General features: G+C 27.9%; 21 protein-coding genes and 7 tRNA genes. 25 read left to right on the plus strand and 3 right to left on the minus strand.

Features of this window, described 5'->3' with window-relative positions:
• Nucleotides 1-77: 77 nt before the first annotated feature.
• Nucleotides 78-590, plus strand: coding sequence for a hypothetical protein (locus ACKU3H_RS05010; RefSeq protein ID WP_320035881.1), 513 nt, complete (start codon nt 78-80; stop codon nt 588-590).
• A gap of 25 nt (nt 591-615) precedes the next feature.
• Here ACKU3H_RS05010 and ACKU3H_RS05015 read toward each other — a convergent pair whose 3' ends face one another.
• Together ACKU3H_RS05015 and ACKU3H_RS05020 are read right to left on the minus strand one after the other, a co-directional pair.
• Nucleotides 616-2,214 carry a DUF3373 family protein gene (locus ACKU3H_RS05015; protein ID WP_320035882.1) on the minus strand — a complete coding sequence of 533 codons (1,599 nt, stop codon included), beginning with the start codon at nt 2,212-2,214 and terminating at the stop codon, nt 616-618.
• 202 nt (nt 2,215-2,416) lie between these two features.
• Nucleotides 2,417-2,740 carry a cytochrome C gene (locus tag ACKU3H_RS05020; RefSeq protein WP_320035883.1) on the minus strand — a complete coding sequence of 108 codons (324 nt, stop codon included), beginning with the start codon at nt 2,738-2,740 and terminating at the stop codon, nt 2,417-2,419.
• 90 nt (nt 2,741-2,830) lie between these two features.
• Between ACKU3H_RS05020 and ACKU3H_RS05025 the strand changes: the two genes are divergently transcribed.
• The 24 genes from ACKU3H_RS05025 to ACKU3H_RS05140 all read left to right on the plus strand — a co-directional run bounded on the left by ACKU3H_RS05025 (nt 2,831) and on the right by ACKU3H_RS05140 (nt 22,648).
• On the plus strand, nt 2,831-4,159 hold the full coding sequence (locus ACKU3H_RS05025; protein WP_320035884.1) for an NFACT RNA binding domain-containing protein: 1,329 nt from the start codon (nt 2,831-2,833) through the stop codon (nt 4,157-4,159).
• Between the two features lie 65 nt (nt 4,160-4,224).
• A complete protein-coding gene (locus ACKU3H_RS05030) occupies nt 4,225-4,983 on the plus strand; it encodes a phosphatidate cytidylyltransferase (RefSeq protein ID WP_320035885.1) in 759 nt (252 codons plus the stop codon).
• Nucleotides 4,980-6,047: a 1-deoxy-D-xylulose-5-phosphate reductoisomerase gene (gene dxr, locus ACKU3H_RS05035; protein WP_320035886.1), complete on the plus strand. Its 1,068-nt coding sequence runs from the start codon at nt 4,980-4,982 to the stop codon at nt 6,045-6,047. Before ACKU3H_RS05030 ends, dxr begins: the two co-directional genes overlap by 4 nt.
• The gene (locus tag ACKU3H_RS05040) at nt 6,037-6,315 is read left to right on the plus strand and encodes a hypothetical protein (protein ID WP_320035887.1); all 279 of its coding nucleotides are present in this window, start codon (nt 6,037-6,039) and stop codon (nt 6,313-6,315) included. The genes dxr and ACKU3H_RS05040 overlap by 11 nt, the downstream gene beginning before the upstream one ends.
• On the plus strand, nt 6,315-6,749 hold the full coding sequence (locus tag ACKU3H_RS05045; RefSeq protein ID WP_320035888.1) for a DUF1566 domain-containing protein: 435 nt from the start codon (nt 6,315-6,317) through the stop codon (nt 6,747-6,749). Before ACKU3H_RS05040 ends, ACKU3H_RS05045 begins: the two co-directional genes overlap by 1 nt.
• Nucleotides 6,750-6,757: 8 nt before the next feature.
• Nucleotides 6,758-7,315 (plus strand): alpha/beta hydrolase, encoded by a 558-nt coding sequence (locus ACKU3H_RS05050; protein ID WP_320035889.1) that lies wholly within the window; start codon nt 6,758-6,760, stop codon nt 7,313-7,315.
• A complete protein-coding gene (gene tsaD / locus ACKU3H_RS05055; protein WP_320035890.1) occupies nt 7,312-8,310 on the plus strand; it encodes a tRNA (adenosine(37)-N6)-threonylcarbamoyltransferase complex transferase subunit TsaD in 999 nt (332 codons plus the stop codon). Before ACKU3H_RS05050 ends, tsaD begins: the two co-directional genes overlap by 4 nt.
• The gene (locus tag ACKU3H_RS05060; RefSeq protein WP_320035891.1) at nt 8,310-8,636 is read left to right on the plus strand and encodes a translation initiation factor SUI1; all 327 of its coding nucleotides are present in this window, start codon (nt 8,310-8,312) and stop codon (nt 8,634-8,636) included. The genes tsaD and ACKU3H_RS05060 overlap by 1 nt, the downstream gene beginning before the upstream one ends.
• A 9-nt stretch (nt 8,637-8,645) precedes the next feature.
• Nucleotides 8,646-10,031: an NAD(P)H-hydrate dehydratase gene (locus ACKU3H_RS05065; protein WP_320035892.1), complete on the plus strand. Its 1,386-nt coding sequence runs from the start codon at nt 8,646-8,648 to the stop codon at nt 10,029-10,031.
• On the plus strand, nt 10,028-10,336 hold the full coding sequence (gene cutA, locus ACKU3H_RS05070) for a divalent-cation tolerance protein CutA (RefSeq protein ID WP_320035893.1): 309 nt from the start codon (nt 10,028-10,030) through the stop codon (nt 10,334-10,336). Before ACKU3H_RS05065 ends, cutA begins: the two co-directional genes overlap by 4 nt.
• Nucleotides 10,337-10,378: 42 nt before the next feature.
• Nucleotides 10,379-11,158 (plus strand): thiazole synthase, encoded by a 780-nt coding sequence (locus ACKU3H_RS05075; protein WP_320035894.1) that lies wholly within the window; start codon nt 10,379-10,381, stop codon nt 11,156-11,158.
• A gap of 113 nt (nt 11,159-11,271) precedes the next feature.
• Nucleotides 11,272-11,349: transfer RNA gene (locus ACKU3H_RS05080), tRNA-Pro, on the plus strand.
• A 9-nt stretch (nt 11,350-11,358) separates the two neighbouring features.
• Nucleotides 11,359-11,435 (plus strand) — tRNA-His (locus tag ACKU3H_RS05085).
• A gap of 17 nt (nt 11,436-11,452) precedes the next feature.
• Nucleotides 11,453-11,529: transfer RNA gene (locus ACKU3H_RS05090), tRNA-Arg, on the plus strand.
• 53 nt (nt 11,530-11,582) lie between these two features.
• Nucleotides 11,583-11,667, plus strand: a tRNA-Leu gene (locus tag ACKU3H_RS05095).
• 57 nt (nt 11,668-11,724) lie between these two features.
• Nucleotides 11,725-11,801 (plus strand) — tRNA-Met (locus ACKU3H_RS05100).
• A gap of 90 nt (nt 11,802-11,891) precedes the next feature.
• Nucleotides 11,892-11,968, plus strand: a tRNA-Gly gene (locus ACKU3H_RS05105).
• A 25-nt stretch (nt 11,969-11,993) separates the two neighbouring features.
• Nucleotides 11,994-12,068: transfer RNA gene (locus ACKU3H_RS05110), tRNA-Gln, on the plus strand.
• 140 nt (nt 12,069-12,208) lie between these two features.
• Nucleotides 12,209-12,811, plus strand: a complete 603-nt coding sequence (locus ACKU3H_RS05115; protein WP_320035895.1) for a TetR/AcrR family transcriptional regulator — start codon at nt 12,209-12,211, stop codon at nt 12,809-12,811.
• Nucleotides 12,812-12,873: 62 nt separating this feature from the next.
• Complete coding sequence (locus tag ACKU3H_RS05120) at nt 12,874-14,109, plus strand: TolC family protein (RefSeq protein WP_320035896.1); 1,236 nt, start codon at nt 12,874-12,876, stop codon at nt 14,107-14,109.
• Nucleotides 14,106-15,236: an efflux RND transporter periplasmic adaptor subunit gene (locus ACKU3H_RS05125; protein ID WP_320035897.1), complete on the plus strand. Its 1,131-nt coding sequence runs from the start codon at nt 14,106-14,108 to the stop codon at nt 15,234-15,236. The genes ACKU3H_RS05120 and ACKU3H_RS05125 overlap by 4 nt, the downstream gene beginning before the upstream one ends.
• A gap of 9 nt (nt 15,237-15,245) precedes the next feature.
• Nucleotides 15,246-18,359, plus strand: a complete 3,114-nt coding sequence (locus ACKU3H_RS05130; protein ID WP_320035898.1) for a multidrug efflux RND transporter permease subunit — start codon at nt 15,246-15,248, stop codon at nt 18,357-18,359.
• 133 nt (nt 18,360-18,492) lie between these two features.
• A complete protein-coding gene (locus ACKU3H_RS05135) occupies nt 18,493-20,094 on the plus strand; it encodes an ABC transporter substrate-binding protein (protein WP_320035899.1) in 1,602 nt (533 codons plus the stop codon).
• A gap of 58 nt (nt 20,095-20,152) precedes the next feature.
• Nucleotides 20,153-22,648 carry a PAS domain S-box protein gene (locus ACKU3H_RS05140; RefSeq protein ID WP_320035900.1) on the plus strand — a complete coding sequence of 832 codons (2,496 nt, stop codon included), beginning with the start codon at nt 20,153-20,155 and terminating at the stop codon, nt 22,646-22,648.
• Here ACKU3H_RS05140 and ACKU3H_RS05145 read toward each other — a convergent pair.
• Nucleotides 22,632-23,771: a response regulator gene (locus tag ACKU3H_RS05145; protein ID WP_320035901.1), complete on the minus strand. Its 1,140-nt coding sequence runs from the start codon at nt 23,769-23,771 to the stop codon at nt 22,632-22,634. The genes ACKU3H_RS05140 and ACKU3H_RS05145 overlap by 17 nt on opposite strands.
• Nucleotides 23,772-23,853: the final 82 nt, after the last annotated feature.

A 23,853-nucleotide genomic window follows, 5' to 3' on the forward strand; every position in this document is an offset into this window, starting at 1 on the left:
TTGTACATTTTATCGCATTTGCACTTAAAAGTAATCTTAAGTACTATTTTTTTAATTAATTTTTGTTAAAATGTGTAATGATTTTAAACTTATCACAAATAAAAACGGAAGCCTTATTACTTTTTTGTAAAGATCTTATAAACTCTTATAAAGATAAGAATGATATTGAATTTAATATTGATAAAGATATTAATGAATATATAGACAAGACTACAGAAGATATATTTAAACAATTAGAAATAGCTACTTTCGCAAATGATTATTATATTAAAAATAGAAATCATTACAGAATCAAAGCTGTACTTCAAGCATATAATTTTATAAATAAGCAAATAAGTAAAGAGCTTAATAAAAGTAAAGTTTTTAATCCTTCTATGCTTTATTTTTCTTTATTAGCTGTATGGTTTAAAGAGTTAGGTAAAGAACCAAAATCAAAACAATATATATATTTTACAATTTATCCCTATTCAAATGTATATGACAAATTGTTAATTAATATAAAAGATGAAAAATTTAAATCAATGAATATTGCAATGTTAGAGATTGCTGAAAGTGTAGTTTTGAAATTAGATAAAGTCTCTTTTAAATAAAGAAGAGGAAAACCTCTTCTTTTATTTAAAATCTGTATCTTACATAAGCTTTTATATCTTGTGCAGTTTCAACTGGGTCACTTCCCATTAATCTTGATTGTGCCATTGTCATAGGTGTACCTTCAGCACCAAAGAATGAGTTACTTCCAGTATAGTCATAATCAATTCTTACATAACTTAACCCAAACTCAAGAGAATCAGTTATTTTTTGATTTCTATAAATCTCCCAAGCTGTACCTCTTGCAGCTATTTTACTTCCTGCATAAGTGTCCTCACCATAAGTCATTGATCTCCAGTATTTAGACCCTTTGTTCCATTCTATACCAATTCTTGCAGTATCAGGACTAATAGGACAAGGTGCATTTATTCCAATCCAAAAAGAACTACCAGTTTGAGATTCTGTTGAACCTAACATACCAAGTGCAGTTGGAGTAGTTCTTGACATAGCATAAGAAGCAAAGAATTTAGTATCATCTAAATAATCAGAAATCTCATCACCAATACCTTCCGCTTTGAACATAATTGTTGCTAAATCTATATCTCCCACATCATTAAATTGAAGTAAAGATTGTGCATTCATCATATCTGAAGGAGTTGCTGCACCTGCCATAGCTCCTTGATATGCACCAAGTTGTGGATTTGTATAACCAATTAGGTTCCAAGCATGGGCATAGTTTGTATGAACTGAATATTGACCATTATCCCATGGTACAAAAATAAATCCAAACATATCTACATTTTCATTTAAGCTTTCATCTTCTGCATAATCAAGTCCATCCATTGAGAATCTTTGTTTAGCATTTGTTAAACCTCTACCAGCACAGAATTTAAACCACATACCTTCTACACCAGTGATTTTATCAAGATCAAATTTAGCACTTGCTCCATCAAATTCTACATTAACTGTATGAGATAAAGGAGATTTTCTAGGTTGGTTTGCTCTCATATTAATACCAAGTCCATCAGTAGATGGTCTTCTACCTACAGAAACAGTCCATGGAACATTTGAACCTAATAGAGTTTTATCTTTATATAACCAATAAGCTTCTTTAACTTTAAGCTCATTATCTAAAGCATTTTCATTTGTAACCCAGTCAAAATCAGCATAACCTGGATTTGTATTTGATTGGCTATGATTTGCTGTATCCCCAAAAGCTTTATTATATGATAATAAACCTCTAAAAAGTGTATTTTCATCTGGTTGATAAGCCATACCTAATAAAAGTCTGTTTGTCATTAGGTTGCTGTTTTTAGCTTTTGCTCCTGATGCTTTTTTATATTGGATATTGTCAACTTGAGTTCTAAAATCAACATCCCATTTTAAATTGTCTCCACCACTTTGGATTTTTGCTTTTGTTGCAGTGTTTCCAATTATGTCAACTTTTTTCTCTAATTTCTTAAATCTTGCATCACTAATAGCAACATCACCTTTCATCATTTTTTCTAATGATTCTTTATTTGCTTTTGAAGTGTTTTCTGTAGCTCCTAATTTATTTTCTAAAGCAGAAATTTGAGCTTTTAGAGCTTCTATTTGTTTCATCATATCTTCTTGAGATATGTTTGCAGCGAAACTTGATGTGGATAACGCAGTAATGGCACTTAGTGCAACAATTGTTTTTTTCATTTTCTATCCTTAATGTGTAAGTTTAAATGTATTATATACTTTGTAAGTTTAAGCTAATATTAAGTATGAATAATCATTCATTATAATAAATAGAACTTATACTTATAATAATTATAATGCGAAGTTTTTTGTTTAATAGACATTAAAAAAGGGAAAATAGGATAATCCCATTTTCCCTTGATTTAATTTATAAAAATTTATATTAGCAAGATGGAACATTTCCTGAATCATTTGCATATTCATATGAGAAATCATAAATGTGAGGTACCCATTTATCTTTAATATCACCCTCTTTAACTTCTGGACAAATTTTCATTAATTCTTCTTTGAATTTACCATCTGCGTTAATAGCTTCCCATTCTGCTTGAGAATGTTTTGAAGCAAACTTAGCACCATTGAAACCACAAGCTTTTTTAAACTTTTTAATAAATAGCTTTTGACCTTTAACTGCATCTGCTGAAGCAGTAGTTGATGCAACACCTAAAATTAATGCACCTGCAAGTGCAATTTTTAATAATTTTGTCATTATTTTATCTCCTAATTTAAATTCTGCTACAATTATAACAAATGTAAATAAAAAATATCTTATAGAATAATAAGAAAAAGTGAATTAATTGTGAAATATTATTTATTAAAAGAAGTAGTGACATATTTGTGTCAGAATACCCAAAAAATCAAGTTTGTAAAAAGAATTGATAACAATACAATTATAATTGAGTTTAATAATAAAAATTACTTATACTTTGATATGACCAAGGGAAAAAGCCTAATATACAAGCGTGATGAACTATTAAAAGCAAAAAAAGATTTTAATGCACCCTTTGATGTAATTTTACAAAAAAGATTTAATAATTCGATAGTAGAAGATATACAACTATATAATGATGATAAAGTTATTAATATAAAAGTTAATTCTTCATCTTCATATAAAAGGTTAACAACAGTTTTACAATTGGAGTTTACAGGTAAACATACGAATATAATTATTTTAGATGAAAATAGAATTGTATTAGAAGCTTTAAGACATATTGATGAGTTTGCATCTAGTAGAGTTGTTAAAGTTGGTGTAAAACTAGATGAAATACCTAAAACTAATATAGTCTTTAAAGAAGAAAAAGTTGAAGATATAGAAAAAACTTTGTATAAGATATATGAGGATTTGGAAAAAAGAGATTTAGAAAACTATAGAAAACAAAAAATTTCACAAGTTTCAAAAAAATTAAAGAAAATTGAAAAACTTGTTTCAACATTACCTTTAAAAGAGAATTTAGAAAAAGAATCAGAACAATTATATACAAATGGAAATCTTATATTAAATAATTTATATAATATAAAGCCTTATCAAAAAAGTTTAGTGACATACGATTTTTCAGGTAATGAAGTTGAAATTACATTAGATACTAAAATACCAGCATCAAAATATGCTAATGAACTTTTTAAAAAAGCAAAAAGATTAAAACAAAAAGCTATAAATATTAAAATAGAAAAAGGTAACCTTGAAGAGAAAATTAGTTTTCTAAAAAGAATGATTTTAAATCTTGAAAAGGCAGTTTCAATTGATGAAATTGAGTTCTTATATCCAAAAAAGCAAAAAAATCAAACTAAAACAAAAAAGAGTCAAAACTATGAAAGTTTCTTTTTTGAAGGTTATAAAATTATGCTAGGAACTAGTGAAAGAGAGAATATTTATTTACTACAAAAAGCAAAAGCAAGTGATTTTTGGTTTCATTTAAAAGATAGACCCTCTTCTCATTTAATTGTTCAAAATAGCAAAAAAACTCTTCCTGATTCAGTAATAGAAAAAGCAGCACAAATTTGTGCCCAGTTTTCAACAGACTTTGCTGGAACATATGAAGTTGATTATACTCAAAGAAGAAATGTAAAAATACAAAATGGAGCAAATGTTCTTTATAATCCATATACCACTATTGTAGTAAAGGTATAAAGAAATATAAAAAAAAGCCAACATTTTGTATAATCAGTATTTACAATAAATAATTTAGGTTAAATATGAAAGAGATTATAAAATCAAGTTCTACTCGGATTAAGACAGGTCTAGCTTTATTAGCTGGTATTTTAATAATTGGATATATTGATTCATTTTTTTTAATGTGGCTTCTTTTTGGAGGACTTTTAGTTATTGCAATTAGTGAATCACAAAAATTGTATCAGATGAAAGTTGATTCAATATATTTTTATGTGGGAGTTTTATGGTTTGCTGCATATTTCTATCCAAATGCCGAAGATTTAACTTTTATTGCAGCAATTATTTTTGCCTCAATTCTAGCGTATACAAAAACTTTAGATAAAAAAATATTCTTACCACTTTTTTATCCAACAGCTTCTTTTTTATTTTTATTAACTCTTTATGCAGAATATGGAGTAATGTCTTTATTATGGCTGCTTGTTATTGTTGCAGGAGCAGATATTGGAGCATATTTTGTTGGAAAAAGTATGGGTAAAACAAAATTTTGTGAAACAAGTCCAAATAAAACTGTTGAGGGAGTTGCAGGTGGTTTACTTGTTGCAACACTATTTGGTATTGTTTTTGCAATTGATAATATATCAATTTTTGGTTCTATTATAATCTCACTTTTAGTTGCTCTAGCTTCAGTTTTTGGAGACCTTTTTGAAAGTTATTTAAAAAGAGAAGCAGATGTAAAAGATAGTGGAAACATTTTACCAGGTCATGGTGGAATTTTAGATAGAACAGATGGATATCTATTTGGTGGGGTTGTTATGTTGTTTATTTTAAGAGCTGTTCTGTGATAGTTTTAGGATCAACTGGTTCAATAGGGGTAAATACTCTAAATATAGCAAGAAAATTTAACTTAAATGTTGAGGTTTTAGTTGCTGGAAATAATATTGAACTTTTAAATAAACAAATTGAAGAGTTTAAACCTAAATACGTAGTTATTGCAAATAAAGAAGATATTTCAAAAGTAAGCCACACAAATGTACAAGCAGGACAAGAGGCTATTTTACAAGTTATTGAAAATAGTGAAGCCCAAACTGTAGTAAATGCACTTGTGGGATTTCTAGGCTTAAGACCTACATTAAAAGCAATAGAGTGTGGTAAAAAAATAGCTTTAGCAAATAAAGAATCTTTAGTTGTAGCTGGTAAATTTATAGACCAGACTAAACTAAGCCCTATAGATTCAGAACATTTTGGACTTTGGTATTTACTTCAAGATAGAAAAATCTCTTCTATGACAATTACAGCAAGTGGTGGTTCTTTTAGGGATTATCCTCTTAATGAATTATCAAAAGTATCTATAAAAGAAGCTTTAAATCATCCAAATTGGTCAATGGGAAATAAAATCACTATTGATAGTGCAACTATGACAAATAAAATGTTTGAGTTAATAGAAGCTGCATGGTTGTTTGATACTAGAAAAGTTGATGCAATTATTGAAACAAAATCTTTAATTCATGCTATGGTAAATTTTGAAGATGGTAGTACAACTGCTCACATTGCAAATGCATCAATGCAACTTCCAATAGCTTATGCAATACTTGGAAAGTGTGATGAAAATATACTTGAACCAGTAGATTTATTAAAAGTTGGAAGTTTAGAGTTTAGAGCGATTGAAGAAGAGCGATATCCTATTTGGCAAGTTAAAGACAAAATCTTAAATAATCTTGATTTAGGTGTAGTTTTAAATGCTGCAAATGAAGTTGCAGTAGCTAAATTTTTAGATTCCAAAATAGGGTTTTTAGATATTTCAAAAATCACATTAAAAGCATTAGACAAATTTTCAGATGCAAGTGCAAACTCTATTGATGAAATTTTCAACATAGATAAAGAAGTGAGAAAATACTGTGAGTCTTGATTTATTTTTACCTTTTATAATTTTAATTTCACTTACAGTTTATTTGATTTATACAAGAAGTAAATTTGAAAAAAACATATTAACTTCTTATGAAGAGAAGTTTGAAAAATGGAAAGAAAACAGTACTTCAAATAATGAAAAAAAACAAGAGTGCAAACAATTAGTTGGATTAATTTACAAAGAAGGGTATAATATAACAATAGAACTTTTAGACGATAGTGTATCTTCAACGATACAAAGAGGTAAGTTTAAAATAAAGGATAAATAATGTTAAAGTTTTTATTTATTTTTGTTTTATTTATTAGTTACTCTTTCTCTTTGGAATTAAAAAGAGATAGTGATCTAAATATTGTTATTGATGATACAAACAGATTAATCTGGCAAGACAGTATTGCTGTATTAAAAGTTAAAAAAACCCATCAAGATGCTCAAGATTATTGTGAAGATTTAGTTCTTGCAAATTATGAAGACTGGAGACTTCCTACAATAAAAGAGTATCAATTAATAGTTGATAAAAACAATCAAAGAAGTTATATTAATAGGGTATTTAGATACAACATGAAAGATGGCTATTGGGCAAGTAAAGCTCACTGGAGAACATTTTGGTTTTATGCTGATTATATGTATTTTATAAGTGGAACTCCTTATTATGATAGTAGGCATAAAATAAAATTTGTAAGATGTATAAGAGATATTAAATAAGAGGTTATATGAAAGAAAAAAGAGTTTTAGTATTACATGGTTTAGGTGGCAGTGATTTTCCCCATTGGCAAGCACACTTAGCAAGAGATTTAATAGAGCAAAACAGTATTGTTTCATTTCCAGCTTTACCAAACAGGGATAAGCCAAGTTTAGAAGAGTGGAAAGAGTTTGTCAAAAAAGAGATTGAACACTTTAAACCTACAATTATAGTTTGTCACTCTTTGGCAAATATCTTATGGTTTCATATTTGTGAAGAGATAGATATTCAATTAGACAAACTAATGTTAGTTGCTCCTGTTAGGATAACTTGCCAACTTGAAGAGATAAAAGAATTTTTTCCTTATCCTATGCCAAAAGATTTAAAATCACATGAAGTTATTATAGCTGCATCAACAAATGATCCATATATGAATGTTGAAGAAGCAATTAGATTATCAAGTAAGTTAAATGTGGGAATGAAGCTTTTAGAAGATGCAGGACATATAAATGCAGCTTCTGGATATGGAAAATTAGATTGTGCCTTGGATTGGATAAATAGAGAAGAAGAGTGTGAGGAAAATCGTTGATTTTAAGTATTGAATCAAGTTGTGATGATAGTTCAATTGCAATTACAGATATAGAGACAAAAAAATTAGTCTTTCATAAAAAAATATCTCAAGAATTACAACACAGTGTATATGGTGGTGTAGTACCTGAACTTGCTGCAAGACTCCATGTGGAAGCACTTCCAAAAATATTAGAAGAGTGTAAAGAGTATTTTCCCAAACTAAAAGCTATAGCTGTTACAAATGCTCCAGGGCTTTCAGTTACTCTTATGGAAGGTGTAACTATGGCAAAAGCATTAAGTGTTAGTTTGAATCTACCTTTAATTGCAGTCAATCATTTAAAAGGGCATATATATTCACTTTTTATTGAAAAAGAGGAAGTGTTTCCTACAACTATTCTTTTAGTATCTGGAGGACACACTCAGATTATAGAAGCAAATTCATTAAAAGATATGAAACTTATAGCTTCAACTATGGATGATAGTTTTGGTGAGAGTTTTGATAAAGTTGCAAAGATGATGAATCTTGGTTATCCAGGTGGTCCAATAGTTCAAGAAAAAGGTTTAAAAGGGGACGAAAATAGATTTGATTTTCCAGTACCTTTAAGACAAAGCCCAAATATTGAGTTCAGTTATAGTGGTCTTAAAAATGCTGTAAGAATGCAGATTGAAAAACTAGAAAATGAAAAACCATTAGAAGAACAAGATATTTGTGATGTATGTGCTTCATTTGAAAAAACTGCTGTTGCACATATAATGCAAAAGCTTAAAAAGCTTTTTAAAACAAAAGTTCCTAAAAACTTTGCAATAGTTGGTGGGGCTAGTGCAAATATAAGATTAAGAGGTGCTATTGAAAAATTGTGCCAAGAAAAAAGATGCAAACTTTATTTAAGTGAATTAAAATATTGTTCTGATAATGCTGCTATGATTGGAAGAGTTGCCCTTGAACAATATAAAGTAAAAGATTTTACTACTATTGAAGAGATAGATATTCAAAGTAGGATAAAGGAGTTTTAATGATTTTTGAAATGGGTGCAAATTTAGATGGGGATAATTTTGATACAAGTAAAAATGATAAAAAATCTAAAAAAACAATAAATGAGATAATCCCTAAAAATCAACATCAATTAGTTTTTACTTTTGAAAAAAGAAAAGGTAAACCAGTTACTTTGGTTGGAAGATTTTATATTGAAGAGAAAGAGAAAAAAGAGGTTTTAAAGCTTCTTAAAAAAAGACTTGCCTGTGGTGGTTCAATCAAAGAGGAATGGATTGAGATACAAGGTGATGTAAAAGATAAAATCAAAACTATTTTAGAAGAGAAAGATTGGAAGTTTAAAAAATAAGGAACTATTATGCAAAATCTTTATTATGAAGTTGGAAGTTTAGATAAAAGGTGTTATGAAGAGTTTGCTTTAACAGAAGATATACTTATGGAGCATGCAGCTTCATCAATCTTGGATTTTATTGAAAATAAATTTGAACAAAACTCTTCAGTATTGATTGTTTGTGGTATGGGAAACAATGGTGCTGATGGAATAGCATTAGGAAGATTACTACATAAAAAATTTGATGTAAAACTATATATACCTTTTGAACTAAAATCACAGATGGCACAACTGCAATACAAAAGAGCAGGGCTTTTAGGTGTAAAAGTTGTAGAAGAGTTAAGTCAAAGCGATGTGATAGTTGATTGTTTATTTGGAAGTGGCTTAACAAGAGATTTAGATACAAATATACAAAATATCATAGAAAAACTAAATAGTTATGACTCATATAAAATAGCTTGCGATATACCTACAGGAATTGACTTTAAAGGTGAAGTAACTACTACAGCTTTTTATGCCAATACTACAATTACGATGGGAGCTTTAAAAGTCTCTTTATATTCAGATATGGCAAAAGATTATGTTGGAGAGATATTTGTAGCTAATCTTGGAGTTCAAAGGGAAGTTTATGAAAATGATACATCTGTTTATCTCCTTGATAAAGAGGATTTAAAACTTCCTTTAAGAGATAAAAAAGATTCTCATAAGGGAACTTTTGGACATCTTAATGTAGTTGCAGGGAGCAAAAAAGGTGCAGCTGTAATAGCAGCAAAAGCAGCTTTTGGTTTTGGGGCTGGATTAGTTAGTGTAATTTGCCATGAGTGTGTTGATTTACCTTATCATATTATGCAAACACATAAATTAAGTTCTAACTGTACAGCAATTGCTATAGGGATGGGATTAGGAATCTATGAAAAAAAAGAGATAGAAGAGATTTTACAAACAAATTTACCAATAATTATTGATGCAGATTTATTTTATGAAGATATTATAAAAGTAGTACTTAATAAAGAGGTTGTTTTAACTCCTCATCCAAAAGAGTTTTGTGCATTATTAAAAATATGTGATATAGCAGACATAGATGTAAAACAGTTGCAAAAAGATAGATTTAAATATATAAAACAGTTTAGTACAAAATATCCTAAGGTTGTAGTTCTTTTAAAAGGAGCGAATGTTTTAATATCACAAAACCAATCTATATATGTAAATAGCTTTGGAAGTGCAGTATTGAGTAAAGGTGGCAGTGGAGATGTTTTAAGTGGTCTAGTAGCTTCTTTATTAGCTCAAGGGTATAAACCTTTAGATGCAGCTATAAGTGCCAGTTTAGCTCATGCTATGGCTGCTCAAAACTATAGAAAGAATAATTACTCACTAATTCCATCAGATTTAGTTGAAGAGGTTAAAAAACTATGAAAGCTATAATTATACAAACAACTTGTTCTAATAAAAAAGAAGCAAAAAATATTGCCGAAACTTTATTAGAAAAAAAACTTGCAGCTTGTTTACAGCTATCAGATATTGAGTCTTTTTATAAATGGGAAGGTGAATTTTGTAACGATACTGAAGTGCTTTTAAGTATAAAAACTAAAAAAAAGCATTTTGAAAAAATCGAAAGCATAATTAAAGAATTACATAGCTATGATGTGCCTGAAATTATCGCTATTGATATCAATAATATGAGTAAAGATTATAAAAAATTTATAAGTGAAAACTGCTAAGAAAGTAGCTTTTAGATTAAATATTAGGAAAGGGAAATATAAATGAGTGATATACTTAAAATAGGGAAATATGAGTTTAATAGTAGACTAATAGTTGGTTCTGGTAAATATAAAGATTTTCAAACTACAAGAGAAGCAACATTAGCTTCTGAATCAGAACTTATTACAGTTGCAATTAGAAGAGTTAATATTACAAATCCAGATGAAGAGAATTTATTAGATTATTTCAAAGATACAAATGTAAAATTACTTCCAAATAGTGCAGGGTGTTTTACAGCTGAAGAAGCAATTACAACATTTAGACTTATGAGAGAAGCTACAGGAATAGATTTAATTAAATTAGAAGTTATTGGTGATGCACAAAAAACACTTTATCCAGATGTAATTGAGACTATTAAAGCTTGTGAAATATTAAAAAAAGATGGATTTACTATTATGGCTTATACTAATGATGATCCAATTATTGCAAAAAGATTAGAAGATGCAGGAGCTGATGCTATTATGCCATTAGCTGCTCCAATTGGTTCTGGACTTGGTATTCAAAATAGATATAATGTTGCATTTATAAAAGATGCCGTAAATGTTCCAGTTATTGTTGATGCAGGTGTAGGTTGTGCTAGTGATGCAGCTATTGCTATGGAATTAGGTGCAGAAGCTGTATTAACAAATACAGCAATAGCAGGAGCACAAGATCCAATAGCTATGGCACAAGCTATGAAATATGCTGTTCAAGCAGGAAGAATTGGTTATAAAGCAGGAAGAATCCCTAAGAAACCCTATGCTACAGCATCATCACCTGTTGATGGATTGATTCAATTTTAAGGTGGGAAAAGAGAAATTTTATAAATTTTTCTCTTTTTTCTAAAAACCTCTTGACAATATAAAAAAAACATAGTATAATTCCGTCCACTTTTTGAAAGAATAAGTATGTGTTTCGGGGCGTAGCGCAGTCTGGTTAGCGCACCTGGTTTGGGACCAGGGGGCCGGAGGTTCGAATCCTCTCGCCCCGACCATTTTAGATGGTAGGTATAGCTCAGTTGGTTAGAGCATCGGGTTGTGGTTCCGAGGGCCGTGGGTTCGAATCCCATTACTTACCCCATTTCAAAATGTATAATTGCGTCTGTAGCTCAGCTGGATAGAGCACACGCCTTCTAAGCGTGCGGTCAAAGGTTCGAATCCTTTCAGGCGTACCACTTTAAGATTTTAGTTGTTTGTCAACTGAATCTTTTTTTTTGACTTTTTATGTGCGGATGTGGTGAAATTGGTAGACACGCCAGACTTAGGATCTGGTGCCTCACGGTGTGGAGGTTCGAGTCCTCTCATCCGCACCACTTAATATGAATGTGGTTTCTTTTAAAATTTTATAAATCCATATAGATTTTTGTTAACGCGGAATAGAGCAGTTCGGTAGCTCGTCGGGCTCATAACCCGAAGGTCGTTGGTTCAAATCCAGCTTCCGCAACCAAAAAGAGATCATTTTTTACAAATATTTAGGAAAATATAAGAAAAAATTGCTTATAATTTTCATCTCAAATTAGTTTATACTAATTATTATGCGGGAATAGCTCAGTTGGCTAGAGCCTCTGCCTTCCAAGCAGATTGTCGCGAGTTCGAGTCTCGTTTCCCGCTCCACTAAATATAAATTTTTAAATCATAATGGGGTATCGCCAAGTGGTAAGGCAACGGTTTTTGGTATCGTCATTCGCAGGTTCGAGTCCTGCTACCCCATCCACTTTTTTACAACTCATTTCATACTCAAAAAATAGTAATAAATCATAAATAATTTTTTTTATTAAGCTTCTGTTAATATTATTCTTGTATTATTTCAGAATAAATGACCGACGGTCGTTCATTTTTAAATTAGGATATTTTTTGGCAATTATAGTAGATAAAGTACAAAAAAGAAAAGATATAGCACTCTCTTGCAAAGAATTAATGATTGAAGAGGGAATAAATAATATTTCGATATCAAAACTTGCAAAAGAAGCAGGGATTAGTAAAGGCAGTTTTTATGACTATTTTACTAATAAAAATGATTTGGTATTTGAAATAATAAATTTATCCTTACTAAAACACAATACGATTAAGGAGGAAAAACTTAATAATGCTAAAACTTCACGGGAAAAAGTAAAAATTTTTTTAGAAATATTTTATGAAGAAGAAGATGATGAATTAAGAAACCTTTATAAAGAGTTTTTATCAATCTCTTTATCTGAACCTACTAAAGATATAATTGATTATCACACTAGACATAATGAAGAGTACTATATATGGTTTAAATCTATATTTGATGAGGGTATAGAAAAAAAAGAGTTAAAACCAGAAGCAGCAAAACTTATAAGTGGACTTTTTTTATTAGGTACTGGTGTTTTTATATCTCAGTTGACTTGTAAAGTTAGTACAAACTCAAAAAATGAAATAGATAATTATGTTGATACAATTTTTGATTTAATAGAAAATCAAGATTGTAATTGATTAGTATAAAATATGTTATATAATAAAAAATAAGATTATAAAATAGATAATAAGGATTTAAAATGAAAAAAAGTGTAGCTATTCTTTTAATTGTACCTTTTGCATTATTTGGTGAAAGTTTAACACAATTAATTGAATTAACTAAAAACAATAAGATGATTGACTCTTCAAGAATTAGTATTGAAAGTACAAAAGATTCTTATAAAAGTGTTCAAAATTCATATTTGCCTCAATTTACTGTAGGTGCAAATTATCAAAGAACAAATAAAGAAACAAGTGGAGTACCACATAGCAGAAACACAATTCAAGGTAGCGTAGATTATGTTATTTATGATGGTGGTAAAAAATATAATGTATATGATTCATATGAAGCATCAATTGAACAAGGTAAAAATAGTTTAGTTAATCAAGAAAATGAGATAGCTTTACAAGTAACAGATTATTATTTTACTTATTTATCTTTAGGAGCTCAAAAAGAGGCTAAATCAAAAGAGATTGAACAATTAGAAGCACAATATACGAGATTAAAAAGATTTTTAGATGCAGGAACAACAACTGAAGATGAAGTTCAAAAAATAATTTCAAGAATTGAAACTGCAAGAGTTGAATTACATGAGATTGAATTAAATATTCAAACTATTACACACAATCTTGAATATGTAGTAGGTAGATCTGTATCTATAGAAAAAGGTTCATCTGTTGATGAATTTAATTCAGATAATGCTCAATTAAGAGCAGATATCAAAGCTTTAGAGTATCAATTAGAAGCACTACTAGCTGATGCAAAAGCAACTAAAAGTGGAACATTGCCAACAGTTACTGTAAATGATACATATGCTAGAAATGATTTAAATTTTAACTCAAGTACATATAGTAGCAATAGTGATGAATATAACCAAAATATTGCATCTGTTAACTTATCATGGAAAATATTTGATTTTGGAGCTACAAGTAGAGAATATCAAGCAGCATATAAACAATATTTAGCTTTAAAATCTCAATATGAATATGAAAAAAATAAAGCATCAGTTGATTTAAAACTAGCAAAAAAATCTTATGAGATTGGTAAATTAAAAGTTAAATCTGCAGTTGCTGGGTTAAATGCAGCAAATAGTGCTTATGATGCTATTAAAGCAAAATTTGAAAATGGATTAGTTGATAATGTGTCATATTTAGAAGCTTTAAGTGAAAAATATGATGCAGAGAGTGCATTACAAGTTGCACAATATGATTTAGAAATTAGAAAAGCAAATATAATTTACTATAGTGGTGAAAAATTAGAGGAGTTTGTAAAATGAGAAAAATTAAAGGTTTATTAGTAGTTTCTGCATTAGCATTAACTACAATTTCATCAAGTCTTTTAGCAGCTGAAGGTGCTCCAGCTGGAAAACAAATGCCAGCACCAAAAGCTGATGCGTACATTGTACCTGAAGCAAAAGATTTAAAAATTGATTTAAAATACCCAGCACAAATTAAAGCTTTAAAAAGTGCAGTAGTTTATTCTAGGGTTCTTGGAGTTTTAGAAGAATTAAGATTTGAAGAGGGTAGTCAAGTAAATAAAGGTGATTCTTTATTTAAAATAGAAGATGCTTTATATCAAGCAAAAGTTGATGCTGCTGTTGCATCAGTTAAAATGAATCAAGCAACACTTGATAATGCAACAAGAAGTTGGGAAAGAATTAAAAAACTTTATAAAAGTAAAGCTGTAACTACTGAACAAAGAGATAATGCATTATCAACTTATGAAGAAGCTTTAGCTTCTCTTGCATTGGCAAAAGCAGAGTTAAAACAAGCACAAATAGATTTAGATTATACAAAAGTTAAAGCTCCTATCTCAGGTATTGCAGGTATAAAAAAAGTTGATGTAGGTAACTTAGTAACATCAAATCCACCAATGGAATTAGTAACAATTACTCAAAATGAGAAAGTTTATATTGATTTTTCTATGCCATTAAGTGATTATAAAAATGTAAAAAGTGGATTATGGGCAATTCCAGAAAATGGAAAAATTAATGTTACAGTAAATGTAAATGACAAACCTGTAGAAGCAAAAGGTTATGTTGATTTTATAGATGTAAATATTAATAAAGATACTTCAACAGTAAAAATGAGAGCATTAGTTGATAATGCAGATAAAAAACTTATGCCAGGTAACTTTGTAAGGGTTGCATTAGATGGAATTGTACAAAAAAATGTAATTACTATTCCTCAAAAAGCATTATTACAAAACCCATTAGGTACTGTAGTATTTATTGAAAAAGATGGTAAAGCAGCAGTTAGACCAGTTGTAATTGGAAACGAAAGTGGTGATAAATTTATTGTTGTAGGTGGTCCATTACAAAGTGGTGATAAGGTTCTTGTTAACAACTTCTTTAGAGTTAAACCTGGTAATCCTGTAGCTGTTGACAAAATAATAAACAAGTAAGGAAAATAGATGTTTTCACGTTTTTTTATAAATAGACCAATATTTGCAACAGTATTGTCTATTTTAATTATATTAGCAGGGCTAATTTCCATAAATATTTTGCCTGTTAAAGAGTATCCTGCTGTAACTCCACCTCAGATTAATGTATCAGCTACATATCCTGGGGCAAATGCACAGACACTTTCTTCAACAGTAGCAACTACATTAGAAAATGCCATAAATGGTGTTGATAATATGACATATATGACATCAACTGCATCACCAAGTGGTGTATTATCTTTAAGTATTATTTTTGATGTTGGAACTGATGTTGCACAAGCAAAAGTTGATGTAAATAACAGAGTACAATTAGCATTAAGTAGTCTTCCTGAAGAGGTTCAAAGACAAGGTATATCTGTAAGAGAAAGATCTCCTGATATGCTTAAAGTATTGGCTTTTAGATCAAAAGGTCAAGTACATGATACAACTTATATTTCAAATTATTTAACAGTAAATGTTATTGATGATATTAAAAGAATTAAAGGTATTGGTGACGCAACAGTATTTGGTGCGAAAGATTATTCAATTAGAATTTGGATTGATCCGGAAAAATTATCATTTTATAATTTAACACCAACTGATGTTAGAACAATTATAAACAGTCAAAATAATCAATATTCAACTGGTACAGTTGGTGCAGCACCAATTGAAAATATCCAACCATTTACATATTCTATCTCAACAGAAGGTAGATTGAAAAATGTAGCTGAGTTTGAAAATATTATAGTTAGATCAAATGTTGATGGTTCAACATTAAGATTAAAAGATATTGCAAGAATTGAATTAGGTTCAGATTCTCATAATACTAGTGCAAATTATAACAAAGAACCAATGATTCCTGTTGGTATCTTTTTATCTCCTGGTGCAAATGCACTTGAGGTATCAGCTGCATTAGATGCAAAATTATTAGAATTATCTGAGAAATTCCCAGAAGACTTAGAATATAAAGTTCCTTATGATGCAACTCTTTTTGTTGATGAATCAATTAAAGAGGTTGTTAAAACTTTATTAGAAGCAATTGTATTTGTTGTAATTTTAATTTATCTATTCTTAGGTAACTTTAGAGCAACTATTATCCCTGTACTTGCAATTCCTGTATCAGTTATCGGTACATTTGCGGGGCTTTATGCTGCAGGTTTTTCTATAAACTTACTTACACTGTTTGGTATGATTCTAGCCATTGGTTTAGTAGTTGATGATGCTATTATTGTAATTGAAAATGTTGAAAGAAACTTAAGAACTAAAGCTTTAGGTGTAAAAGATGCAACAATTGAAGCAATGAAAGAGTTAACAACTCCTCTTGTAGCTATTATTCTTGTTTTATCAGCAGTATTTATTCCAGCAGCACTTACAGGTGGATTTAGTGGGGTTATGTATAAGCAGTTTGCTATTACAATTGTTATGGCAGTTGTTATTTCAGGATTCGTGGCACTTACATTAACACCAGCACTTTGTGCAATTTTCTTAAGAAAACATGAACCAGAACCAATTTGGTTAATTAGAAAATTTAACGATTTCTTTGATTGGTCTACAACAGTATTTATTGGTATTACAAAACAAACTATTAGATTATGGTTCTTCTCATTAGCATTATTTGCTATATTAATGGGAGCAACATATTCAATTATGAAAATGACACCTTCAGGACTTGTTCCAACAGAAGATAAAGGGGTATTATTAGTTATTGTTAATATGATGCCATCTACTTCACTAGGTGAATCTAAACAAATAGCAAATGGGATTGAAAATCAATTGTTAGATCATCCAGATATCATATCTGCTGCTGCAATTACAGGTTTAGATATCTCTTCTTTTGCTTATAAAACAGATGCAGCATTAATGTTTGCTAAGTTAAAACCTTGGGCAGAAAGACCTTTACCAAATCAAAATTCTCAAGCAATTGCAGGACAATTGATGGGTCAATTTATGATGACTAGTAAAGAAGCATTTGTTATTCCTGTTAATCCTCCTCCAATTATGGGGATGAGTACAACTGGTGGATTTGAAATGTGGATTCAAGATAGAACAGGTGGTGAGTTAAGTTTATTAAATCAATATACTCAAGAGATAGTTGCAAAAGCATCAGCTGATCCAAGATTAACATCAGTTAGAACAACTTTAAATACTAATGTTCCTCAATATATGTTAACAGTAGATAGAGAAAAAGCTAAATCTATGGATGTAAGTATTCAAGATTTATTTAGCGTTGTTCAACAAACATTTGGAAAAGGTTATATTAATGACTTCAATTTATATAGTAGAACTTTCCACGTAAATATCCAATCTGAATCTATGTATAGAGAAAACAGAGATGATTTTAAAAATATTTATGTTAGATCTTCTAATAACAATTTAATTCCAGTTAGTGAATTAATTACATTAAAAAGAGAAGTTAATGCAAGTATTATTGAAAGATTCAATATGTTTAATGCATCAAAAATCACAGGTAATCCATCAGCTGGATTTGCTTCAAGTGATGCAACTAAAGCTATTGAAGAGATTGCTAGTTCAGTACTTCCTGAAGGATATACAGTAGCTTGGTCAGGTACAACTTTCCAAGAGAAAAAACTTGAGAAAGAGGGTGATTATACAGCAGTATATGCAGCAGTATTCGTATTCTTAATTCTTGCAGCATTATATGAAAGCTGGAGTATTCCAATGGCAGTTATTATCTCTATTCCATTCTCAATATTTGGTGCAGCTTTAGCTGTATATTTAAGAGATTTAGAAGCAGATATTTATTTCCAAGTTGGTCTTATTACCTTAGTTGGTCTTTCTGCAAAAAATGCAATTTTAATTGTTGAATTTGCAATGGACAAATTAGGTCAAGGTTTAAGTTTATTTGATGCTACAATTGAAGCAGCAAGATTAAGATTTAGACCAATTGTAATGACTTCATTAGCATTTATTGTTGGTACATTACCTCTTGCATTAAGTTCAGGCGCAGGTAGTGCTTCTAGACATATTATTGGTACAACAGTTGTTGGTGGTATGATAGCAGCAGTTGTAATTGGGGTATTATTTATTCCATTATTTTTCTACGGTGTAGTTAGAATTAAACAAAGACTTTCAAGTAAAAAATAAAATTAAGAGGTTCTTTTGAACCTCTTATTCTTCCATTAGAATCAAAATCAAAGTAAAACTTTTAAATAATATAGTTATGTATTTTTAATATACATATAGTATAATCAGAAATAAAAAATATATGGAAAAATATATGAAAATATTATTTATGATAATACTTATATTTATTAGTATAAATGCCCAAGAAATCAAAGATATTAAAGTACAATTTAGTTGGAAAAATCAATTTCAATTTGCAGGTTTCATTATTGCAAAAGAAAAAGGATTTTATAAAGATTTAGGATTAAATGTTAAATTATTAGAATTTGATCCAAATAGAAAGCAAATTGATATGATAAAAGGTGGTGAAATTGATTTTGCAGTAAATAGATCATCTATTTTAATAGATAAATCAAAAGGGCAAAATATAGTAGCATTAGGGGCTATTTTTCAGCACTCTCCACTTGTATTATTAATAAAAGATAATAAAAATATAGAAAAAATAGAACAATTAGAAAATAAAAAGGTTATGATAACTACAGATGCAAAATTTTCTGCATCAATTATAGCTATGTTAAATGCAAATGGCATTGAATTATCACAAATAAAAATTTTGAAGCATAGTTTTAATATAGAAGATTTAATTAATGATAAAACTGATGCCATGGCTTCTTATATCTCTAATGAACCAATTGTATTAGAAGAAAAAAATATTGCTTATAAAGTATTTGATCCAAAAGTATATGGTTTTGATTTTTATGATGATATTATTTACACCACAAGTTTATTTATAAAAAACAATCCAAATATAACAAAAAAATTTTATGAAGCAACAATTAGAGGATGGAATTATGCCTTTGAAAATATTCCTCAAACAGCAGAATTAATTTATGAAAAATACAATACACAAAATAAATCACTAAATAGTTTAATAAAAGAGGGAAAAATATTAAAAAACTATGCCTATGACAAACATGGTAATATAGGAACCTTAGATAAAGATAGACTAGTTAAAATTAATGATGTGTATAGATTAATGGGATTAGTAAAAAAACAAAATAATATAGAAGAGTTTATATATAAAGAAAATAGTGTTAAAAATAGTATAAACTTGGTTATTAGTGATAAAAATTTGTATATTTATATTCTAATATCTGTATTTGTAATATTTATAATTGTTTTATTAATAATATATTTTGTAATTAAAAAAAAGTGGTTAATTACAAGTTATGTATTTGAAAAAGAGATGAAACAAAAAACAAAACAGTTAAAAGAAGAAGTATATATTGATGCTTTGACAAATATTAAAAATAGAAAAGCTTTTGATGAAAAACTAGCAGTAATGTTAAATGATTATAAAAGATATAAAAATATATTTTCTATAATATATATAGATATTGATAATTTTAAAACAATAAATGATAATTATGGTCATAAAATAGGAGATGAAGTTTTGTGTAATTTTTGTAGATTAGTAGAAACAAAACTAAGATCAAATGATTATTTTTATAGAGTGGGTGGAGAAGAGTTTATTATATTATTACCAAATACAAATATTGAAAATGGTATAAAGGTTAGTGAGAAATTGTTAGAATCTACAAAAGAAAAAATAAAAATTGAAAATAAAATATGTGTAACAATCAGTATTGGTTTATGTGAAGTTAAAGATGAAGATGATGTTTGTACTTTATATAAAAGAGTTGATAGCTTACTTTATAAATCAAAAACAGAAGGTAAAGATAGGGTATCTTATTAAAAGTTATAGATATTTAAAATAGAGTTGACTATAATTTAAATTATATAGGAGAATAATAATGAATTTTAAGTCTAAAACTACCCTATTTTTTATAATCACTTTATTTATCTCTTTTCTCTTATTTTTTTTAGCTTATTTGTATAGTAAAAATATAATTACAGATTCTTATAAAAAACAGATTGAAACAAGTTTATTTGAAATAAATAAGTCCTTTGATTCTCTAAAAAAAGAAAAAATACCTATTTTAAATACTATTGTAAATCATAATTCAATGAAAAAGTTTATTAAAACTCAAGAAAGTGAGGACTTGGAAAAATTATTTGCAGATTTTATAAAAGCAAATCAAAAGATTTTTCAAATAAGAGTTATTGATTTAAAGGGTAATGAAGTTGTAAGAGTTACCAAAAATAATAATATAATTAAGATCTCAAAAAATGAAGAGTTACAAGATAAGTCAAATAGATATTATGTGAAAAAATTTCTAAATTTAGAAAAAAATCAAATAGGATTTTCAAATTTAGATTTAAATATAGAAAATGGTCAAATTGAAAAACCATATAAAGCTACATTGAGAACAGGTATGCCAGTATTTAATGGAAATAAAAAAAGTTATGTAGTTACAATAAATTATATTATGAATGATTTTTTAGAAACTGTATTAAAAGGACCAAATTTTAATAAATATTTATTAGATGAAGATGGATACTTTATTATACATAAAGACAAAAATTTAAATTGGTCTAGATACTTAGATAAGCAGATAAAAGTAAATGATGTTTTTTCTATTGATTTAGAAAATAAAAAGTTGTATGACCATGAGAGTAATATAGTTTTAAAAACAATTTATCCCTTTGATGCTAAATATTATATTTTATATGAATTAAAAAAAGATTTGAACATCATAAAGTTTATTGATAAATCAAAACAAATTGGTATTTTACTTTTTTTTGCTGCATTATTCTTGGTTTTACCTTTTATCTTTTTACTTTATAATTATTTGATTAAATTAAAAAAAGTAAATAGAGACTTAAAAGATTCAACAAATAAAATAGAAACTATCTTGAATAATACCTCTGATGCAATAGTAGTAATTGATAAAAAAGGGATGATTCAAGAGGTAAATAATGCAGTTATAAAAATATTTGGTTATGAAAAGGATGAATTGTTAAATAAAAATGTAAATATTTTAATCCCAAGTCCTCACCATGAAAAACATGATGAATATGTAAAAAATCATGATAAAGATGTACACTCAAAAATAATAAATAAAGATAGAGAACTATATGGTTTACATAAAGATGGATCTTTTGTAAATATTAGTTTAATTGTAACAAAAGTAAAAATTAACGATGAACTATTTTTTATTGGTAATATTAAAGATTTAACTCAAGAATCCAAAAATAAAAAACTTTTTCAAAATGTATTTGATGTTTCACCTGTAGGAATTGCATTAGTTTTAGAAGATGGAAGTTTTTGGAGAATAAGTAATAAATTTTGTTCAATAGTAGGATATGAAAGAGAAGAGTTGATCAATTTGACTTTTAAAGATATAACCTATAAAGAAGACTTGGGAAAAGATATAAATTTAGTAAAAAAATTAATAAATAAAGAGATAGGTGAGTATTATCTTGAAAAAAGATATATAAAAAAAGATGGAGAGATTGTATGGGTAAAACTTACAGTAGTTCCAGTATATGTAGATAATGATAAAACTAAATTTGATTATTTTATTTCAACAATTGATGATATTAGTGAAATAAAAAAATTAGAAGAAGAAAAGATTAAAAAAGAGCATCTTCTGATGAATCAATCAAAATTAGCTGCAATGGGAGAGATGACATCTGCTATTGCTCATCAATGGAGACAACCTTTAAACTCTATAGGATTTATAATACAAGATTTAATATCAGCCTATAAACACAATGAATTTGATGAAAAGTATTTATATGAAATTAAAGCAGAAGTTATGGAGCAACTAAAATATATGTCAGATACAATTGATGAATTTAGAAAATTTTTTAAGAAAGATGAACCTAAAACAGAATTTAATATTTTAAAAACTGTTTTTGATATAAACAAATTATATTTAGCACAATTAAATTCCCATAATATAAAATTGACAGTAAAAGTAGACAATAATGTAGTTAAAGATTTATCAAAAATTGATGAATTTAATAAATATATAATTGAAAATCAAGAGGGACAACTAAAACAAGTATTATTAAATTGTGTTTCAAATGCAAAGGATGCAATATTAAATTTAAAAAATCCTTCAATAGTTGAAAAACAAATATTTGTTGAACTAAGTATAGATAAAGAAGGTATTAATATAGCAATAAAAGATTTAGCAGGTGGTATAACAAAAGAAAATCAAAGCAGAATTTTTGAACCATATTTTAGTACTAAAAGTATGGGTACGGGATTAGGTTTATATATTTGTAAATCTATTTGTGAAAAATCATTAAATGCTAAAATAAACTATTATGAAAATAGTTTATCTTCTGAGGAAAAAGTGTATAAAGGTTCAAGTTTTGTAATTAGACTTCTTGATTAATATCAAAAGGATTTAATTTTAGAATAAACTTGGCTCCCACATGCTCTTTATTGTCTACAATAAATTTTTCATTTGAAACTTCTATAGTACCATTTAGATGACCACTTACAATTTGTTTTGACATATATAGTCCAATTCCTGTACCTTCCTCTTTTTTTGTTGTAAAGTATGGTTCAAAAACTTTTTTTATAATATTCTCAGGAATTCCTCCTGCACTATCATGTATAATTATAACTTGAGCTTCATCTTCTGAATAAATATCTATTTTAATAATTCTATCATCATTGTCTAAATGAATTAATTCATCTATAGAGTTTTTAATAATATTTATTAATACTTGGATCAACTCATTTTGGAAACTACATAAATGAACATCATTTTTTATATTTTTAATTATTTGGATACTATTTGTTTTACATAATGCAGAAACTAAACTTTCAACTTTATTGATAGTGTCTTTTAAATAAAAGCAAGTTTCTAACTTATTTGGTTTTAGATAGTTTTGGAAATCATTTATTGTATCTGTCATATATTTAATAGATTTTGAGATATTTTCCGTCATGTCATCTAATACATTATCTTTATCTTGTATATATCCCATCTCTTTTTGAATTTTTAAATTTGAAGCACAAATAGAGATAGTGTTTAGTGGTTGTTTCCATTGATGTGCAATATTCCCTAACATCTCTCCCATTGCAGCCATTTTTGATTGGATTACAAGCATTCTCTCTCTTTGTAATTGCTCTTCTGTACTTTGTAACTCTTTTTCAAAAAGTTTAAGTTCTTGTATTAAATCATCTAAATCTATTGGTTTTACAATAAAGTTTTTAACTTTTAATTTTATTGCCTCAATGAAATATTCTGGTTCACTAAATGCTGAAGCCAATATAATTGGGATTTCAATATTTTGATCTTTAAGTATTTTGTAAAGTTCTATTCCATTTATTTCAGGCATATTAATATCTGAAACGATTATATCAGGAGCAAGTTCAGGAATTTTTTCCAGTGCCTCAACAGGATTTTTAAAGGTATAAACAGACATTATCTCTCGTTTTAAAACTCTTGCAATTTTATTTAGTAAAAACTCATCATCTTCAATTACTACTATTTTTAGATTAATCATGCCTCATCTTTATTATTTATTATTTATATTATAAAATTTTTTTATATTTTATAAAATAGTATATTTTAATTTACTTTAAGCT

Source organism: Halarcobacter sp. (assembly GCF_963675975.1).
Taxonomy (GTDB): domain Bacteria; phylum Campylobacterota; class Campylobacteria; order Campylobacterales; family Arcobacteraceae; genus Halarcobacter.

Excerpts from the sequence above, each read along its gene's own strand:
- ACKU3H_RS05010 (WP_320035881.1), top strand. The coding sequence starts at position 78 with ATGATTTTAAACTTATCACAAATAAAAACGGAAGCCTTATTACTTTTT.
- ACKU3H_RS05015 (WP_320035882.1), bottom strand. The coding sequence starts at position 2,214 with ATGAAAAAAACAATTGTTGCACTAAGTGCCATTACTGCGTTATCCACA.
- ACKU3H_RS05020 (WP_320035883.1), bottom strand. The coding sequence starts at position 2,740 with ATGACAAAATTATTAAAAATTGCACTTGCAGGTGCATTAATTTTAGGT.
- ACKU3H_RS05030 (WP_320035885.1), top strand. The coding sequence starts at position 4,225 with ATGAAAGAGATTATAAAATCAAGTTCTACTCGGATTAAGACAGGTCTA.
- ACKU3H_RS05045 (WP_320035888.1), top strand. The coding sequence starts at position 6,315 with ATGTTAAAGTTTTTATTTATTTTTGTTTTATTTATTAGTTACTCTTTC.
- ACKU3H_RS05050 (WP_320035889.1), top strand. The coding sequence starts at position 6,758 with ATGAAAGAAAAAAGAGTTTTAGTATTACATGGTTTAGGTGGCAGTGAT.
- ACKU3H_RS05060 (WP_320035891.1), top strand. The coding sequence starts at position 8,310 with ATGATTTTTGAAATGGGTGCAAATTTAGATGGGGATAATTTTGATACA.
- ACKU3H_RS05065 (WP_320035892.1), top strand. The coding sequence starts at position 8,646 with ATGCAAAATCTTTATTATGAAGTTGGAAGTTTAGATAAAAGGTGTTAT.
- cutA (WP_320035893.1), top strand. The coding sequence starts at position 10,028 with ATGAAAGCTATAATTATACAAACAACTTGTTCTAATAAAAAAGAAGCA.
- ACKU3H_RS05075 (WP_320035894.1), top strand. The coding sequence starts at position 10,379 with ATGAGTGATATACTTAAAATAGGGAAATATGAGTTTAATAGTAGACTA.
- ACKU3H_RS05120 (WP_320035896.1), top strand. The coding sequence starts at position 12,874 with ATGAAAAAAAGTGTAGCTATTCTTTTAATTGTACCTTTTGCATTATTT.
- ACKU3H_RS05125 (WP_320035897.1), top strand. The coding sequence starts at position 14,106 with ATGAGAAAAATTAAAGGTTTATTAGTAGTTTCTGCATTAGCATTAACT.
- ACKU3H_RS05130 (WP_320035898.1), top strand. The coding sequence starts at position 15,246 with ATGTTTTCACGTTTTTTTATAAATAGACCAATATTTGCAACAGTATTG.
- ACKU3H_RS05135 (WP_320035899.1), top strand. The coding sequence starts at position 18,493 with ATGAAAATATTATTTATGATAATACTTATATTTATTAGTATAAATGCC.
- ACKU3H_RS05140 (WP_320035900.1), top strand. The coding sequence starts at position 20,153 with ATGAATTTTAAGTCTAAAACTACCCTATTTTTTATAATCACTTTATTT.
- ACKU3H_RS05145 (WP_320035901.1), bottom strand. The coding sequence starts at position 23,771 with ATGATTAATCTAAAAATAGTAGTAATTGAAGATGATGAGTTTTTACTA.